The sequence below is a fragment of the Actinomadura vinacea genome, assembly GCF_039532545.1.
In the GTDB taxonomy this organism is placed as follows: Bacteria; Actinomycetota; Actinomycetes; order Streptosporangiales; family Streptosporangiaceae; genus Spirillospora; species Spirillospora vinacea.
In genome coordinates, this window is record NZ_BAAARW010000012.1 from 307,093 (window position 1) to 322,312 (window position 15,220).

11 protein-coding genes and 1 tRNA gene are annotated in these 15,220 nt (G+C 70.4%); 5 read left to right on the forward strand and 7 right to left on the reverse strand.

Translation table 11 applies throughout. From position 1 onward, the window contains the following. Nucleotide 1 precedes the first annotated feature (1 nt). Nucleotides 2–892 (reverse strand): proline dehydrogenase family protein, encoded by an 891-nt coding sequence (locus ABD340_RS16725; protein ID WP_344589887.1) that lies wholly within the window; start codon nt 890–892, stop codon nt 2–4. A gap of 76 nt (nt 893–968) precedes the next feature. Between ABD340_RS16725 and ABD340_RS16730 the strand changes: the two genes are divergently transcribed. From ABD340_RS16730 to ABD340_RS16740, 3 genes are read left to right on the forward strand one after another with little or no spacing between them, the layout of a single operon-like run. After that, nucleotides 969–2,063, forward strand: coding sequence for a PucR family transcriptional regulator (locus tag ABD340_RS16730; RefSeq protein WP_344589888.1), 1,095 nt, complete (start codon nt 969–971; stop codon nt 2,061–2,063). Nucleotides 2,064–2,095: 32 nt separating this feature from the next. Continuing rightward, nucleotides 2,096–2,662 carry a TetR/AcrR family transcriptional regulator gene (locus ABD340_RS16735; protein ID WP_344589889.1) on the forward strand — a complete coding sequence of 189 codons (567 nt, stop codon included), beginning with the start codon at nt 2,096–2,098 and terminating at the stop codon, nt 2,660–2,662. A 26-nt stretch (nt 2,663–2,688) separates the two neighbouring features. Beyond that, nucleotides 2,689–3,441 carry an SDR family NAD(P)-dependent oxidoreductase gene (locus tag ABD340_RS16740; RefSeq protein ID WP_344589890.1) on the forward strand — a complete coding sequence of 251 codons (753 nt, stop codon included), beginning with the start codon at nt 2,689–2,691 and terminating at the stop codon, nt 3,439–3,441. Here the strand turns inward: ABD340_RS16740 and ABD340_RS16745 are convergent, their stop codons facing one another. Then, nucleotides 3,442–7,293 carry a S8 family peptidase gene (locus tag ABD340_RS16745; protein ID WP_344589891.1) on the reverse strand — a complete coding sequence of 1,284 codons (3,852 nt, stop codon included), beginning with the start codon at nt 7,291–7,293 and terminating at the stop codon, nt 3,442–3,444. Nucleotides 7,294–7,383: 90 nt separating this feature from the next. On the opposite strand from ABD340_RS16745, the gene ABD340_RS16750 reads away from it, so the two are divergent. Next, on the forward strand, nt 7,384–8,382 hold the full coding sequence (locus ABD340_RS16750) for an ArsR family transcriptional regulator (protein WP_344589892.1): 999 nt from the start codon (nt 7,384–7,386) through the stop codon (nt 8,380–8,382). Nucleotides 8,383–8,822: 440 nt separating this feature from the next. On the opposite strand, the gene ABD340_RS16755 is transcribed toward ABD340_RS16750, so the two are convergent. The 4 genes from ABD340_RS16755 to ABD340_RS16770 all read right to left on the reverse strand — a co-directional run bounded on the left by ABD340_RS16755 (nt 8,823) and on the right by ABD340_RS16770 (nt 11,005). Further along, a tRNA-Met gene (locus ABD340_RS16755) sits at nt 8,823–8,896 on the reverse strand. Nucleotides 8,897–8,938: 42 nt separating this feature from the next. Beyond that, nucleotides 8,939–9,991, reverse strand: coding sequence for a YlbL family protein (locus tag ABD340_RS16760; protein WP_344589893.1), 1,053 nt, complete (start codon nt 9,989–9,991; stop codon nt 8,939–8,941). Nucleotides 9,992–10,018: 27 nt separating this feature from the next. Next, nucleotides 10,019–10,459, reverse strand: a complete 441-nt coding sequence (locus tag ABD340_RS16765; RefSeq protein ID WP_344589894.1) for a molybdenum cofactor biosynthesis protein MoaE — start codon at nt 10,457–10,459, stop codon at nt 10,019–10,021. Nucleotides 10,460–10,468: 9 nt separating this feature from the next. Further along, entirely contained in the window at nt 10,469–11,005 is a 537-nt protein-coding gene (locus ABD340_RS16770) for a PPA1309 family protein (RefSeq protein ID WP_344589895.1), read from the reverse strand. A 119-nt stretch (nt 11,006–11,124) separates the two neighbouring features. On the opposite strand from ABD340_RS16770, the gene ABD340_RS16775 reads away from it, so the two are divergent. Continuing rightward, on the forward strand, nt 11,125–14,055 hold the full coding sequence (locus tag ABD340_RS16775; RefSeq protein WP_344589896.1) for a UPF0182 family membrane protein: 2,931 nt from the start codon (nt 11,125–11,127) through the stop codon (nt 14,053–14,055). Nucleotides 14,056–14,119: 64 nt separating this feature from the next. Here the strand turns inward: ABD340_RS16775 and ABD340_RS16780 are convergent, their stop codons facing one another. Then, complete coding sequence (locus tag ABD340_RS16780; protein ID WP_344589897.1) at nt 14,120–15,202, reverse strand: NAD-dependent epimerase/dehydratase family protein; 1,083 nt, start codon at nt 15,200–15,202, stop codon at nt 14,120–14,122. Nucleotides 15,203–15,220: the final 18 nt, after the last annotated feature.

A 15,220-nucleotide genomic window follows, 5' to 3' on the forward strand; every position in this document is an offset into this window, starting at 1 on the left:
ATCACCGGGATACGAACGAACGGAGAAAGAACGTGAGATTCGCGGGGCGCTCGGCCAGCCGGCGCATGAAGTAGCCGTACCAGTCGGCGCCGTACGGCACGTACACGCGCATGCGTTCACCGGCGGCGGCCAGCCGCAGCTGTTCTGGGACGCGAATCCCGTACAACATCTGGAACTCGCAGGAGCGCGGCTCCCGTGAGTCCGCCAGGCGCTGGGCTATTTCGATGAGGCGGGGGTCGTGCGTGGCCACCATCGGGTACCCGTCCCCGGCCATCAGCAGCCGCAGCCCGCGCGCGTAGGCGCGATCGATCTCGTGACTGGTCTGGTAGGCGACCGAGGCGGGCTCGGCGTAGGCGCCTTTGACCAGCCGCACCCGCGACCCGGCGAGGTCCCGCAGGTCGCCCTCGCTGCGCCGCAGCATCGCCTGGATCGCGACGCCGACCCACGGGAAGTCGGCGCGCAGTTCGCGGACGAGGTCCAGCGTCGCGTCGACCGTCGTGTGGTCTTCCATGTCCACGGTGACGGTCATTCCGGCGCGCTCCGCCGCCGCGCAGATCAGCCGGGCGTTGTCGAGCGCCAGGGAATCGTCCAGGGCCAGGCCGAGGGCCGACAGCTTCACCGACGCCTCGGCGTCCCCGGTCAGCCCGGAGAAGAGCTCCAGGTAGGCGTCCCGCGCACGGTCCGCCCGGGCCCGGTCGCGGGTGTCCTCGCCCAGGTGGTCCAGGGTGACGGCCAGTCCGGCCGCGGCCAGTTCCCGGGCCGTGTCGAGGGCGTCGCCGAGCGCCTCCCCGGCGACGAACCGGTCGACGACGCGCCTGGTGGGCGGCATGGCGGTGACCAGGCGGCGGGTCCGCTCGCTGCGCGCGGCGGCCGACAGCAGAGGGCTGAGCATGTCCGCACGTTAAGTCCCGTTCACCTGGACTGTGTACAGTCAACCGTCACTTTCCGACCGGGACTTCTTCATACAAATGTCTGAACGCGACGATCTACAGGACATCGTGGAGACGGCCGCCGACCTCCTCAAGGCGCCCGTCACCCTCGAGGACCGCGACTTCCACCTGGTCGCCTACGCGGCGCACGGTCCGACGATCGACCCGGTGCGCACCGAGTCGATCGTGCACCGCCGTTCCACCGAGGAGGTCCGCACCCGCTTCGAGCGGTACGGCATCGCCCGCGCCACCGGCCCCGTCCGCATCCCGGCCGATCCCGCGGCCGGCCTGCTGGCCAGGCTCTGCCTGCCCGTCCGCTGGCACGGCGTCACCTACGGCTACCTGTGGCTGCTCGACCACGACGGCCACATCACCGAAGGCTTGGCCGGCCAGGCCGCGCCCCTCACCGAGCGCGCGGGCCTCCTCATGGCCCGCCAGACCCGCGACCGGGACGATCTCGGCTGGAAGCTCGCCGAACTGCTGACCATCCGCCCCGACCTCCGCGCCCAGGCCGTCGGCGAGCTGGCGGAGATCATCACTCCCCCGTTCGCGGTGGCCGTCCTGCGCGGCGAGGACATCGGGCCGCTCAACCCCTGGCTGCTGCCCCGCAGCGCGCTGACCACGGTGTGGGAGGGGGACCACATCCTCCTGACGCCGCCCGCCAACGCCGCCCTCATCGTCGAGCGGGCCCGCCGGCTCCTCCTCGAACGCCGGCCGGGGCCGACCTACGCGGGCCTGTTCAGCCCCTGCACCAGCCTCGCCGACATCCGCGAGTCCTGGCTGCGCGCCCGCGTCGCCGCCCGCGCCGCCGCCGACGGCGAGACCCGCACCTGGTCGTCCCTGGGCGCCCTCCGCCTGCTGCGCTGCGCCGACGACGCCACCCTCGCCGACGCGGCGCTCCCGCCGGAGCTCAAGCCCCTCATCGAGCACCCCGAGCTGGCGCACACCGCCCGCACGTATCTCGACCACGCGGGCGGCGTCCAGGAGACGGCCCGCGACCTCAACATCCACCGCCAGACCCTCTACCACCGCCTGCGCCGCATCGAGGAGCTCACGAACCTCACGCTCGGCGACGGCCAGGACCGCCTCACCCTCCACCTGGCGCTGACGCTGCACCCCCACCTCAATATTTGACCGACCATTCCAAAATCACTAAGGTCGTCGGCATGGCCCGAACCAAGGAGTTCGACCCGGACGACGTCCTGGAACGAGCGATGGCCCTCTTCTGGGAACAAGGCTGCGAGAACACCTCGATGGCCGACCTCGTCGAACACCTCGGCATCAACCGCGCCAGCCTGTACGCCACGTTCGGCAGCAAGCGCGACCTCTACTTCAAGGCCCTGGCCCGCTACCGCGAGGCGAACGGCGACATGATCCATTCGCTCTCCCAACCGGGGCCCGCGCTCCCCGCGGTACTGGCGATGATCGACCAGTACACACAGCCCTGCCCGCACGGCTGCATGATCGTCAACACCGCGGTGGAGCTGGCCCCCAGAGACCCCGAGGCCGCGCGCGTCGTAGAGGCGAGCTGGACCTACCTGGAAGCCGCCCTGACCTCCGCCCTCATCAGGGCCAAGGCCCAAGGCGAACTCCCCGCCCGCAAAGACCCCGCCACGCTCGCACGCCTCCTCCTGGTCCTCTTCCAGGGCATGCGCGTCCTCTCCCGCACCCCGTCCCCCGAGACCCGCCTCCAGGACGCGGCCAAGGAAGCCAAGAACCTCCTCAATAACTAACCGATCATTCCAATAAAGGAAGCAGTATGGACTTCACCGGCAAGGTCGTCCTGATCACCGGCGGCGGCAGCGGGATCGGCCGCGCCACGGCCCTCGCGTTCGCCCGCAGGGGCGCCACCGTCGTGGTCGCGGGCCGCAACGCCGATCCCCTGGACGAGACCGTGAAGCTGATCGAATCCGAGAACGGCAAGGCCGACCGCATCACCGCCGACGTCTCCCGGGCCCGCGACGTGCAGCGGCTGGTCACCACCACCGTGGAAAGCCACGGCGGTCTGGACATCGCCTTCAACAACGCCGGAGTCTTCTCCATGGCCCCCGTCGCCGAGATCGACGAGGACGTATGGGAGCACACGCTCTCGATCAACCTCACCGGGGTCTTCCTGTCGATGAAGCACGAGATCGCCCACATGCGGGCCAACGGCGGCGGAGTGATCGTCAACACGGCGTCCACGTTCGGCGCCCACAAGCGCATGGAAGGCACCGGGGCGTACACGGCCACCAAGGCGGCGGTCAGCGCGCTCACCCGCACCGCCGCCCGGGAGAACATCGGTGCGGGCATCCGCATCAACGCCGTCAGCCCAGGCCCGATCGAGAGCGCGATGTCCCTGCGGCCCGGCGAGACCGAGGCCCAGCGAGCCGAACGCCTCCGGGACGCGCTCCCGATCGGCCGGGCCGGCACCCTGGAGGAGGCCGCCGCCACCGTCCTGTGGCTGTCGTCCCCCGAGTCCGGCTTCGTCGTGGGCCACGACCTGGTCCTGGACGGCGCCGCCACGGCCTGACTACCGCTTGAGCCCGTAGGCGCGGCCGACGGTCTGGTCGATCGTGTTCCCCTCGCTGTCACGCGCCTGGGCGCGCAGACCGACCGTGCCACCGGACGTCCCAGGGTCGGGGTGGGGAATCTCGGCGGTGAAGCCCGACCCCGACTTGCCGGTCCCGACCTGCTGCCAATGGGCTCCGTCATCGAAGGTGGCCCAGAGCTTGAGGCTGGTGAGCCTGGCCTTGGAGTCCTCCGTGGACCCGTGGTAACCGCTGATCGTCACCTTGTGCGTGCCAGGTGCCGAGACCCGGTTGTCCAGGTCGAGCCCGAGGTCGTACCGGAGGTGCAGCATGCGCGTCGGTGCGCATGGATTGACGGTCTGATCCTCGATGAGCCAGCCGTAGCACAGGCCGTCGTCCGGCGACGTCATGCCGTCCCGCGGGCGGGCCGAGCCGAAGGTCCACTCGGTGTTCACGTCTCTGGCGAACCGCTGGTGCGGGTTCGGAGCGTGGTACTTGTCCGTGAGCCGGTAGCGGGCCTTCTCCGCGGGCAGCGTGAAGGTCGGGACGGGGACGAGGAAAATGAAGATCACCGCGTTCCGGACCACGAGCGGCACCTCTACGCCGTCGCGGTAGAGGTGCATCTCGTCCTTGCCCCCGTACTGGGGAGAGCTGTTTGCTCCCCAGGTGAACGCGCTGGTGCCAGCCGGGGCAGCGCCGGATCCGACGACCGGGAGCGCTCCGGTGAACAGATCGCCGGAACGGCAGGGTAGGCAGTTTCTGGCCACGCTGAACTCTCCGGTCAGGCCGGCCGAAGGGACCCCGTCACCGGGGACCATGGGCTGTGCGCCCCACTGCCTGGACATCCGGCCGGGCTTGCCGTGCACTTCGGTCAGAGCGAAGTTCCGCCCCGCCCGTGCGAACTGGTCCCCCTCGCCGTCGTAGGAGGACTGGACGGTTTTCTGCCACAGTGTCTTGGACGAGGTGGGGCCCACGTACTGGGTGAGCCGGCTGGGAGCCGGGCGGACGAGGGTGGTGTCAAGGGCGCCGACGTCCCCCTTCGACTTCGCGGCCCAGGTCTCCGCCACCTTTCCCGGCCCGTCGAGGTGGAACCCCTCGTCTATCTGGACGAGGTTCCTGCCGTTCACGGAATAGCGGAGGCGATCCGGAATCCTGTCGTATTCGTAGAACTTCAGGGAGTAGACGTACGGGGTGTCCGGGGTGCCGGTGACGTCCACATCGGTTTTCCCCTTGCGGAGCGCGGCTGCCAGTGCCCGGCCCTCTTCGCCCGTCAGGCTCATCGTCGGGATGGGATAGCGCGGCCACGAGCGCGCGGGATCGAAGAACGACCGTCCGGTGGTGCCGAAGGCGAGCACGGCCGCTGCGCCGCCCTTCGCGGCGTTCTGCACCCGGTCGAGCGCGTCCGCCGTGCAGGTGGTGGCGCAGATGTCGTCCAAGGAAAGAAGCACGAGTTTGCCGCGCACATCCCCCACCTCGGTACCGCGCCCGCCGTAGACCAGGGGGAGCCTGGACCGGCCGGTCAGCTTCGGGATACCGGGATCCTCGTTGATGTCGGTCTGCCGCCAACCCGGCTGGTACTGCGGATGCAGGGACGGCAGGCGGCGGCCCCGCATCGTGACCGGCGAGACGCCGAGCAGATGCTGGCTGAACGCCAGGAAGGAGCCCTGGGTGACCTTCTTGGTGGGCAGCATCCACATGTTCAGGGCGCCGTACGGCAGGTTGCTCGTCAGGTCCAGGTAGCCGTTCTTGGTCGCCGGAACCCTCCGGTAGCCGAAATTCGCCCCGTAGCCCTCGGCCTGCTTGGGCGTCCGGACGCTGACCTTCTCGGCCTTGCGCAGGTCGAGGGTGACGGTCATGTCCCGGTCCGCCTTGACCTCGGGGGAGGTGACCAGCGCCGAGTTGAGCTCTCCCCCGGCGTCCCGCCAGGAGACGTAGGTGTTCACGCTGAAGGTGCCCGGATAGACCTGCGCGGTGGCATCCTGGCCGGCGTCGGTGGAGACCCCGTAGTCGAGGTCGTCGCGGTCGTCGACGCGCATGAACCCCCAGCCGCTGTACCACACCTCCGTGGCCCCGTTCGGCGGGATCACGTGCGCGCTCAGCGAGACCTTCCTGTCCTCCTTGTACGCGCCGACCGCCGTGGCGACCCGTACGTTCGGGGCGGTCGCGCGCACCGCGCCCTCGTACCAGGTCGCCGGGCCCTTCGCCGGGTCGAGCGTCACCTTGACGGCGGTGCTCCCACCGGCGGGCACGGTGATCTTGTCGCGGTCCAGCGAGAGCATGCCGTCCCCGACGGTGCCGCCCGCGTGCGCGCTGAGACTGGAACTCAGGCTCAAGGTGACAGGCGCCCCACCCTCGTTGGCATAGGTGACGGTCTTGGTCACCGGCCCGTTCTGCGGGGAGGACAGGAATCCGAAGTCGAGGTCGCCCTCCGCGCGGACCCGCTGGCTCACGGCGCGGCTGACGTCCACCCGGCCCGCGCCCTGTTCGTAGGCGCCGTAGCCGCCGTCGCGGCTGGTGCCGGTCAGCACCGACTTGAGCCACGCCGCCTTCCGTCCGGGATGCTGCTGCGCCAGGATGGCGGCCGCCCCCGCCACGTGCGGGGTGGCCATCGAGGTTCCGTCGAGGCTGGTGTAATCGGGGTTCACCGGAGTGCCGAGACTCGTGCCGCTCGCACGGGCGGCCACGATGTCCACCCCGGGGGCCGTGATGTCGGGCTTCAGGCCGTAGTCGCCCAGGCGGGGCCCGCGGCTGGAGAAGCCGGCGAGCTTGTCCTTCTTGTCGACGGCGGCGACGGTGAGGGCCGCTCGCGCGGTGCCCGGTGTGCCGACCGTCTGTGGGCCCGGGCCGTCGTTTCCGGCACCGATGACGAACAGCGTGCCGTACTGCTCGGTGAGGGCGTCGACCGCCTCGGTCGCGGGGTCGGGCCCGTCTTCGACCTTTCCGCTGAGGCTCATGTTGACCACGTCGGCGCCCTGCGCGACCGCCCACTGCATTCCCTCGATGACCTGGGACGTGCTGCCGAAGCCGCGGTTGTCGAGCACCTTGCCGATCATCAGCGTGGCACCCGGGGCGACCCCCTTGTAGCGGCCGCCGGACGCCGCGCCGCTGCCCGCGATGGTCGACGCGACGTGGGTGCCGTGCCCGTTGCCGTCCCGTACGGACGAGTCGGTGCTGAAGTTGGCCGTCGTGCCGATCTTGCCGGACAGATCCGGGTGGCCGAGGTCGGCGCCGGTGTCCAGGACCGCCACCTTGACGCCCTTGCCGTCCAGGCCCGCCCGCCAGGCGTCCGGCGCGCCGATCCGGGGCACGCTCTCGTCGAGGTTCGCGGACAGCTTCCGGTCGAGCCAGATCTTGCTCGGCCCACCCCTCGCTCGGGCCCAGAACGTTCCCGCCTCGGCCTTGCTCACACCGAACGCCGCCCCGCCGATAGAAGCGAGAGGACGCGCCGTGTCGCCGGCCAGCGACCTGGCATCGCCACCCTGGACGATCAGCGGAATGCGCGGTGACACATCGTCCGCGTAGCCGTTGCGGGCGAGGTAGGCGACGTCGAACAGGCTCTTGTCCAGCCGGCCCGCGCCGACCAGGCCCAGCACGTCCGACGGGATGACGTAGCGGGCGTCGCCCTGCTTGCGCTGGTGGAACGCGACCGGCCGCGACCGCGGCGCAGCGGTGATCTTCAGGTCCGCGCCGTAGGTGACGACGTCGCCGGTGATCAGCGTGATCCGCTTGGCCGGCTGAGCGCCGCTCGCGGGGGGCGGCGGCGCCTCCTGCGCGGCGACCGGAACGGGGCTGATCGCCATGGCCAAGGCACTGACCGCCATGGTCAGGCGGGCATACCAGCGGTGAGGGGTCATCCTGGAATGATCAACCGCGGTTCGGCCGCGGGGTAAGGTCCCGGCGTGGCGCGTTCGCGACATTGACGTAGTTTGGCCAAGATCATTCTTGTGCTGGATGCCCTGGGTCTCGACGCCGCCGATCAGGTCGTCTACCGCGGCCTGATCGACGGGCCCGCCGCGGTGGAGGAGCTCGGCGCCCGGGTCCGGCTGACGCCGCGGCAGGTCAGGCACTCGCTCCGCGTCCTGGAGTCCGCCGGCCTGGTCAGCCGGAAGCCGGGACGGCGGGAGGTCTATCTCGCCGCCGCTCCCGAGATCGCGCTCGAGGCGCTGATCTTGGAGAAGGAGGCGGAACTCAGCCGGGCGCGGGCGACCGCGCGGCAGTACGCGGAGAGCCACCAGCGGGCGCTGGGCTCACGGCATCCGACCGAGCTCGTCGAGATCGTGGTCGGCCGGGACGCCGTCGCACAACGGACCGACCAGCTGCAGCGCGGTGCCCGCCGCGAGGTGCGCGTCTTCGACCGCCCCCCGTACGTGCACGACCCGAGCGTCCCCAATCACGTCGAGCTGGAGGCCCTCGGCAGAGGAGTGGCCTACCGGGCGGTGTACGACCGCGCCAGCCTCGAGGTGGACGGCTGGTGGCAGGGCCACTACGAGCCCATCGCCGCCGCCGGTGAGCAGTCCCGGGTCATGTCCGGTGTGCCGATGAAGATGGTCGTCGCGGATGACCGGCTGGCCATCGTCCCGCTGCGCATCACCTCCTCGGTCATCGAGAGCTGCGCGATCGTCCACCCCTCGGAGCTGCTGGACGCCCTGAGCGCGCTGTTCGAGACGCTCTGGCGACTCGGCCTGCCCCTGCCGCCGACCGATCAGAACCCGGAGAACGCACCGACGCCCTTCGAGGCACGCCTGGTCGCGCTGCTCACCGCGGGGCTGGGCGACGAGGCGATCAGCCGCCAGGTCGGGCTGAGCCATCGCACGCTGCAGCGCCGCGTGCGCGAGCTGATGACGCGGCTAGGCGCACAGACCCGGTTCCAAGCAGGCATGCAGGCAGCTTTCCGAGGCTGGGCAAGACCCCCCGCACCCGAGGAAAAGGAAACCCGCCCGTAACGGCCTCCGGCCGTCCATGGACCCGCCCCAGCAACCGCCAAGGGAGGGCGTTCAACGCCCGACCAACGCCCCACACGCAATCCCAACAACCGCCGAGGAAGGGCGCCCAGCGCCCGACCAACGGCCCCCACGCAAGCCGCTCCTACCACGCAACAACCCGCACTATCCCAACAACCGCCAAGGGAGGGCGCCCAGCGCCCGACCAACGGCCCACACGCAATCGCAACAACCGCCGAGGAAGGGCGCCCAGCGCCCGACCTAAGGCCCCACGAACAGAACCACGTGCCAGCCTGCACGGGCCCAGCGACCCCAGCCACACGCCCGGGGGCGTGGGGGCGGAGCCCCCACATCGGGGGTTCCAGGGGGTCGCCCCCCTGGGAATGGCGAAGGGTCCCCTCGGGAGCAAGCAAAGCTTGCGACCAAGGAGACCCCAGGACCAGTAGCGGGGGCAGGATTTGAACCTGCGACCTCTGGGTTATGAGCCCAGCGAGCTACCGAACTGCTCCACCCCGCGGCGATGTCTTAACTCTATGGGGTGCGGGGGTGGAGTGCCAACTCAGTTCGCTTCGCAGGAGGGGACGGTGCCTTTGCCGCTGTTGATGGCGCCGATGGCGCCGATGGCGGAGCGGAGGGTGTCGGCGCGGACGAGGCGGAGGCCGTCGGGGCGGGCGCGGAGGGCGTCGGCGCAGTTGTCCTTGGGGGTGAGGAAGACGGTGGCGCCGGCGCGGCGGGCGGCGATCATTTTCTGCTGGATGCCGCCGATGGCGCCGACTTCGCCCTGGGGGGTGATGGTGCCGGTGCCGGCGATGAAGGTGCGGCCGGTGAGGGTGCCGGGGGTGAGTTTGTCGACGATGGCGAGGGAGAACATGAGTCCGGCGCTGGGGCCGCCGACGTCCCCGACACTGATGTTGATCTTGAAGGGGAAGCGGTACTGGTCGCTGAGGACGATGCCGATGACGGGGCGTTTGCCGTCCGGGGCGGCGGCGGTGGTGAGGGTGGTCTTGGCTTCCTTGCCGCCGCGTTTGTAGGTGACGGCGACGGGGGCGCCGACCTTGCGTTTGGCCATGAGGTCGGTGACGGCGGTGACGTTGGCGACGGCGGTGCCGTCGACGGCGGTGATCTCGTCGCCGGGGCGGAGTTTGCCGTCGGCGGGCAGTCCCTTCTGGACGCTGTCGACGAGGGCCTGGGTGGGGACCTTGATGCCCAGTTCGTGGAGGGCGGCGGCTTCGGCGCTCTGCTGGGAGTTGCGCATCTGGCGGGTGTTCTCTTCGTCGACCTGCTGCTGCGACTCGTTCTTAGGGAAGATCGTCTCTTCGGGGACGATGGCGACGTCGCCGTCCAGCCAGCCCTGCAGGGCGCTGAAGAGGTCGATGCGGCTGCCGGGGCCGCCGCGGTAGGTGACGGTGGTGAAGTTGAGGCGGCCGCCGTCGTCGTAGGTCTGCCGCCCTTCGATCTTGATGAGCGGCTCACCCTTCTCGTTCGTGCCGAGGGTGTTGGTGGTGGGGCCGGGCATCAGCGCGACGTACGGCACGGGCATGAGGGAGCCGACGAGGGCCAGCACCATGACGAGCGCGCTCGAGACGGCGAGTGTGGCGGCACGACGAGACATGCGGAAACTCTATGCGGGCTTGGGGGTTCAGCAGGCCCCGACCCACTCGTCGCCGCCGTCGGCGAACCGCTGGTGCTTCCAGATGGGCACCTGGGCCTTGAGGTCGTCGATGAGGCGGCGGCAGGCGGCGAACGCCTCGGCGCGGTGCGGGCAGGACGCGGCGACGACGACGGCGAGGTCGCCGATCTCCAGGTCACCGACGCGGTGGACGGCGGCGAGGGCCTTGACGGGGAAGTCGGCGGCGACCTTCTCCATGACGGCGCGCAGTTCCCGTTCGACGGTGGGGTGGGCGCTGTAGGAGAGGCGGCTGACGGCGCGCGCGTGGTCGCTGTCGCGGACGGTGCCGACGAAGAGGGCGACGCCGCCGGCGCCGGGGTGGCCGACGGCGGCGAACACCTCGTCGATCGACAGCGGCGTCTCGCGGACGCCGATCAGTTTGATGGCTTCCTGCCCGCTGTCCTGGTTCACGTCCGCAGGCTACCCGGCGGGCGACACGTCGGGTTCGTCGGGTTCGAAGGTGGCGGCGAGGGCGTCGGCGAGGCCGGGGACGAGGTCGGGTCCGAGCAGCACCTCGTCGTCGACGTCGTGGCGGCGGAGCCGGAGCGCGGCGTGCCGGGTGCCGTCCCGCAGCACGCCGACGATCATGCGGACGTCCTCGCGGGCGGGGTGCTTGGCGGCCCATTCGAAGGCTTCGGTCTCGTCCTCGGGGATCTCCTCCTCGGCCTCCGGGGGGAGCACGACGCGTTCGAGGACGAGCGCGCACCCGGCGACCCCGTCCGGCCAGGCGATGGTGGCGAGGGCGTCCTCGACGGCGGCCTGTTCGGGGAGGGCGGGCTGTTCCAGGGCGGCGAGGGTGTCGGTGTCGGCGCTGAGGCCGAGTTGGTCGGCCAGTTCCGGTTCCGCGCGGCGCAGTTCGGCGCTCTCCACCAGGGCGTAGAGGCGCGGGGCGGTGTCCCAGCCCTCCTGCGCGGTGTGGCGTTCCAGGTCCTGTACGACTTCTTCCAGAAGACTCACGGGCCCATCTTTCCCCCAATCGGCGGGAGGAAATGCGGGAACCCCCCGTCTACTCGGTAAGTTGCATAGACAGCACCGGCGGGCCGCCGGTGGGCACGACCTTTTGAACGGAGAGCCCCTTGACCTTCCGGACCCCCTCATTCGGGCGCCGGCTCGGGAGCGGCCGGAGCCGGCTGGTGCTACCGGTCCTGGTGGTACTGGCCGTGCTGCTGGGCGCCTTCATGCTGTTCACCTCGTTCTGGACGAATCTCCTCTGGTACCGCTCGATCGGTTTCTCGTCGGTCTACTCGACCGGGCTGTGGGCCATGGTGCTGCTGTTCGTCGGGTCGGGCGCGCTGATGGCGCTGCTGGTGGGCGCCAACATGGTGATCGCGTACCGGTTGCGGCCGGCGTACCGTCCGCTGTCGGTGGAGCAGCAGGGGCTGGAGCGGTACCGCGCGGTCGTGGATCCGCGCCGCAAGCTGATCGCGGGCGGGCTGCTGGGGCTGCTGGCGCTGCTGACGGGCTCGTCGGTGGGCAGGCAGTGGCCGATGCTCCTGGCCTTCCTCAACAGCACGCCGTTCGGTGTGAAGGATCCGCAGTTCCACAAGGACGTGTCGTTCTACGTCTTCACCTATCCGTTCCTGCGGCTGGTGCTGGGGCTGCTGTTCGCGATGGTGATCCTTTCGATCCTGGCCGCGCTGATGGTCCACTACCTGTACGGCGGGTTGCGCCTGCAGGGCCCCGGTGACAAGGCCAGCCCGCCGGCGCGGGCGCACCTGTCGGTGCTGGTCGGGCTGTTCGTGCTGATGAAGGCGGTGGCGTACTGGTTCGACCGGTACGGCCTGGTGCATTCCGAACGCGGCGCGACGACGGGCGCCTCGTACACCGATATCAACGCGCTGCTGCCGGCCAAGACGATCCTCGCGGTCATCGCGGTGATCTGCGCGGCGCTGTTCTTCAGCAACATCGTGCGGCGCGGGATGATGCTGCCGGGCGTGGGTTTCACGCTGCTGGTGCTGTCGGCGATGCTGGTCGGCGGCGTCTACCCGCTGCTGATCCAGCAGTTCCAGGTGAAGCCGGACGAGCTGGCCAAGGAGCGCCAGTACATCGAGCGCAACATCGAGTTCACCCGCCGGGCGTACGGGGTGGACGGCACCAAGGTCACCACCGAGTACGGCGCGCGTCCCGAGGCCGATCCCAAGAAGCTGCAGTCGGAGGCCGAGCAGCTCGGCGGGGTGCGGCTGCTCGACCCGAACGTCGTGGGCGAGACGTTCCAGCAGCTCCAGCGGATCCGCCCGTTCTACCGGTTCCCCGACACGCTGGACGTCGACCGCTACCGGGTGGGCGACCGGAACGTGGACGCGATCGTGGCGCTGCGCGAGCTGTCGGGCGCTCCGGCCGGGCAGCGCAGCTGGGTCAAGGACCGGATGGTCTACACGCACGGGTACGGGTTCGTGTCGGCCCAGGGCGAGCAGTTCGCCAACGGCGGCTACCCCGACTTCCTGACCAAGGACATGCCGCAGGCGCCGAACTCGCAGATCAAGGTCGACCGGCCGCAGATCTACTTCGGTGAGCGGTCTCCGGGCTACTCGGTGGTGGGCGGCCGGGGCCAGCAGGAGCTGGACTACCCCGACAACAGCGCGGCCGGGCAGCGGAACACCACCTATCAGGGGCGCGGCGGCGTCCCGATCGACTCGTTCTTCAACAAGCTGCTGTTCGCGACCAAGTTCCAGGAGAAGAACCTCCTGCTGTCGGGCGCGGTCAACAAGAACGCCAAGATCCTCTACAACCGGCAGCCGCGCGAGATGGTGCAGCGCGCCGCGCCCTGGCTCACCCTGGACGGCGACCCGTACCCGGCCGTGGTGAACGGCCGCATCCTGTGGATCCTGGACGGCTACACCACCTCCGGCGCCTACCCGTACTCGGAGCAGACCAGCCTCGGGGACGCGACCCGCGACACCGTCACCGACACGCGCTCGGCGGTGGCCCGGCAGGCCAACGACCGGATCAACTACATGCGCAACTCGGTGAAGGCGACGGTGGACGCCTACGACGGCACGGTCCGCCTCTACCAGTGGGACGAGAAGGACCCGATCGCCAAGACCTGGATGAAGGTTTTCAAGGGCACGGTGCAACCGCGCAACACGATCCCGCCGCAGCTGGAGAGCCATTTCCGCTACCCGCAGGACCTGTTCAAGGTGCAGCGGCAGATCCTCACGAAGTACCACGTGACCGACGCCGCGGCGTTCTACAACGGCGAGGGCTTCTGGGAGGTGCCGGAGGACCCTGGTTTCAAGGGCAAGCGGCAGCCGCCGTACTACCAGAGCCTGCGGATGCCGGGCAGTGACGGCGCCGACTTCTCGCTGACGACGGTGTTCAACCCGAGGGAGAACCCGAACCTGGCGGCGTTCATGTCGATCGGCTCGACGCCGGGCCGCAACTACGGGCAGATCCAGATCCTGCAGCTGCCGCGGAACTCGACGGCGCAGGGCCCCGGGCAGGTGCAGAACTCCTTCGAGACCGATCCGAAGGTCAAGAACGAGCTGTTCGCGTTGCGGCAGGGCGGCACCCGGACGGTGGCGGGCAACATGCTCACGATCCCGTTCGGCAACGGGGTGCTGTACGTGGAGCCGATGTACGCCATGGCGGCGGGCACGGCCGAGCAGCAGCCGTATCCGCTGCTGGGCAAGGTGCTGGTCCGGTTCGGCGACAAGATCGCCTCGGGGAACAACATGGACGAGGCGCTGGAGCAGCTGCTGGGCGGTGTCGCGGCGGCCCCGCCGCCGTCCGACGCCCAGCCGGGGCAGCAGCAGGGCGGCACACCGCAGCTGACCCAGCAGGCACAGCAGGCGATCGACGAACTCGAGGCCGCCGTCGCCGACTACGAGAAGGCGCAGAAGGAGCTGAACTACACGGAGATGGGCAAGGCCTGGGACCGGATCAAGAAGGCGCGGGACGCCCTGGCCGCGGCCCAGCAGTCCGGGGGGCGTCCGGCGAACCCGAACCCGAGCCCGTCCCCGTCGGGTTCCCCGTCGCCGTCCCCGTCCGGATCACCGAACCAGGACTGAGCCGACCCCTGACCCGAAGGAGGGCCGTGCGGCATAGCCGCACGGCCCTCCTTCGTACCTGTGGTCAGCGGCGGCGTTTGCGGGCGCGGCGGATGGCGGCGGCCGCGCCGATCGCGGCGACGGTGGCGCCCGCCGCGGTGGCCATGGTGGCCTCCTTGCCGCCGACGCGGCGGCCGACGACGGCGTGCCGGCCCGCGCTCTCCTCCATCAGGACGCGCAGCGCGGTGGCGTTGTCGTAGGCGGGCTTCCACCCGGCGGTGCGGAGCCGGGCGCAGTCGACGACCCACGGGTAGGCGACGTAGTGCAGGTCGGTGGCGGGCGCCGGGGTCATGCCGAGCCGGTGCAGCCGCTGCGCCATGCCGAAGGTGACCGCGGCGGGCAGCTCGAAACTGCGCTTGCCGGTGATCTCGCCGACCTCGTCCTGGCCCAGCCAGCCCTCGCAGCCGACGCCGATCGGGCCGGTCAGGCCCTCGACGACGACCACTTCGAGCGCGGCGGCGAGGTCCTCGATGTGGCAGAACTGCCAGCCGGGGGTGCTGCCCTTGACCGACAGCAGCCGCGGCGCCTCGAAGTGCCGGGTGATCACGGTGTCGATGCCGGGGCCCACCAGGGCGGCCGGCCGTACGACCGTGACCTCGAGGCCCGGATGGGTCAGCGCGGCACCGGCGGCCAGTTCCTCGATCTCCACGTAGTCGCCGGCGATGCTGGCGTTGGCCTCGGCCAGCAGCGGCGCGTCCTCGGCGAGCGGGATCTCGTTGCCGGGGCCCGCGCCGTACACCATGGCGCTGGTGACCAGCACCACCCGGCGCACCCGGGCCGCCGCGGCCGCGGTGACCACCGTCTGGGCGCCGCGCACGTTGTGGGTGCGGCGCTCGCGCGGGTCCAGTTCGGGCGAGGGGCGGATGTCGAGGTTGACGATCACGTCCACGTCGGAGAGCCGGTTGGACAGCAGGGGGTCGCGGATGTCGGTCACCCGCCAGGTCACGTTCGGTACGTCGCCGCGCTGGTCGTCGATCGCCACGACCTTGCGGATCGCCTCGTGCCCGGCCAGCCGGGCGGCCAGCAGCCGGCCCGCTCCGGTGGCCGCGCCGGTGACGGCGACGACCGGACCCTTTATACGCCCAGGGCGAACCTTGCCCGTTGCCACGGAGGTGCCCCCTTCCTT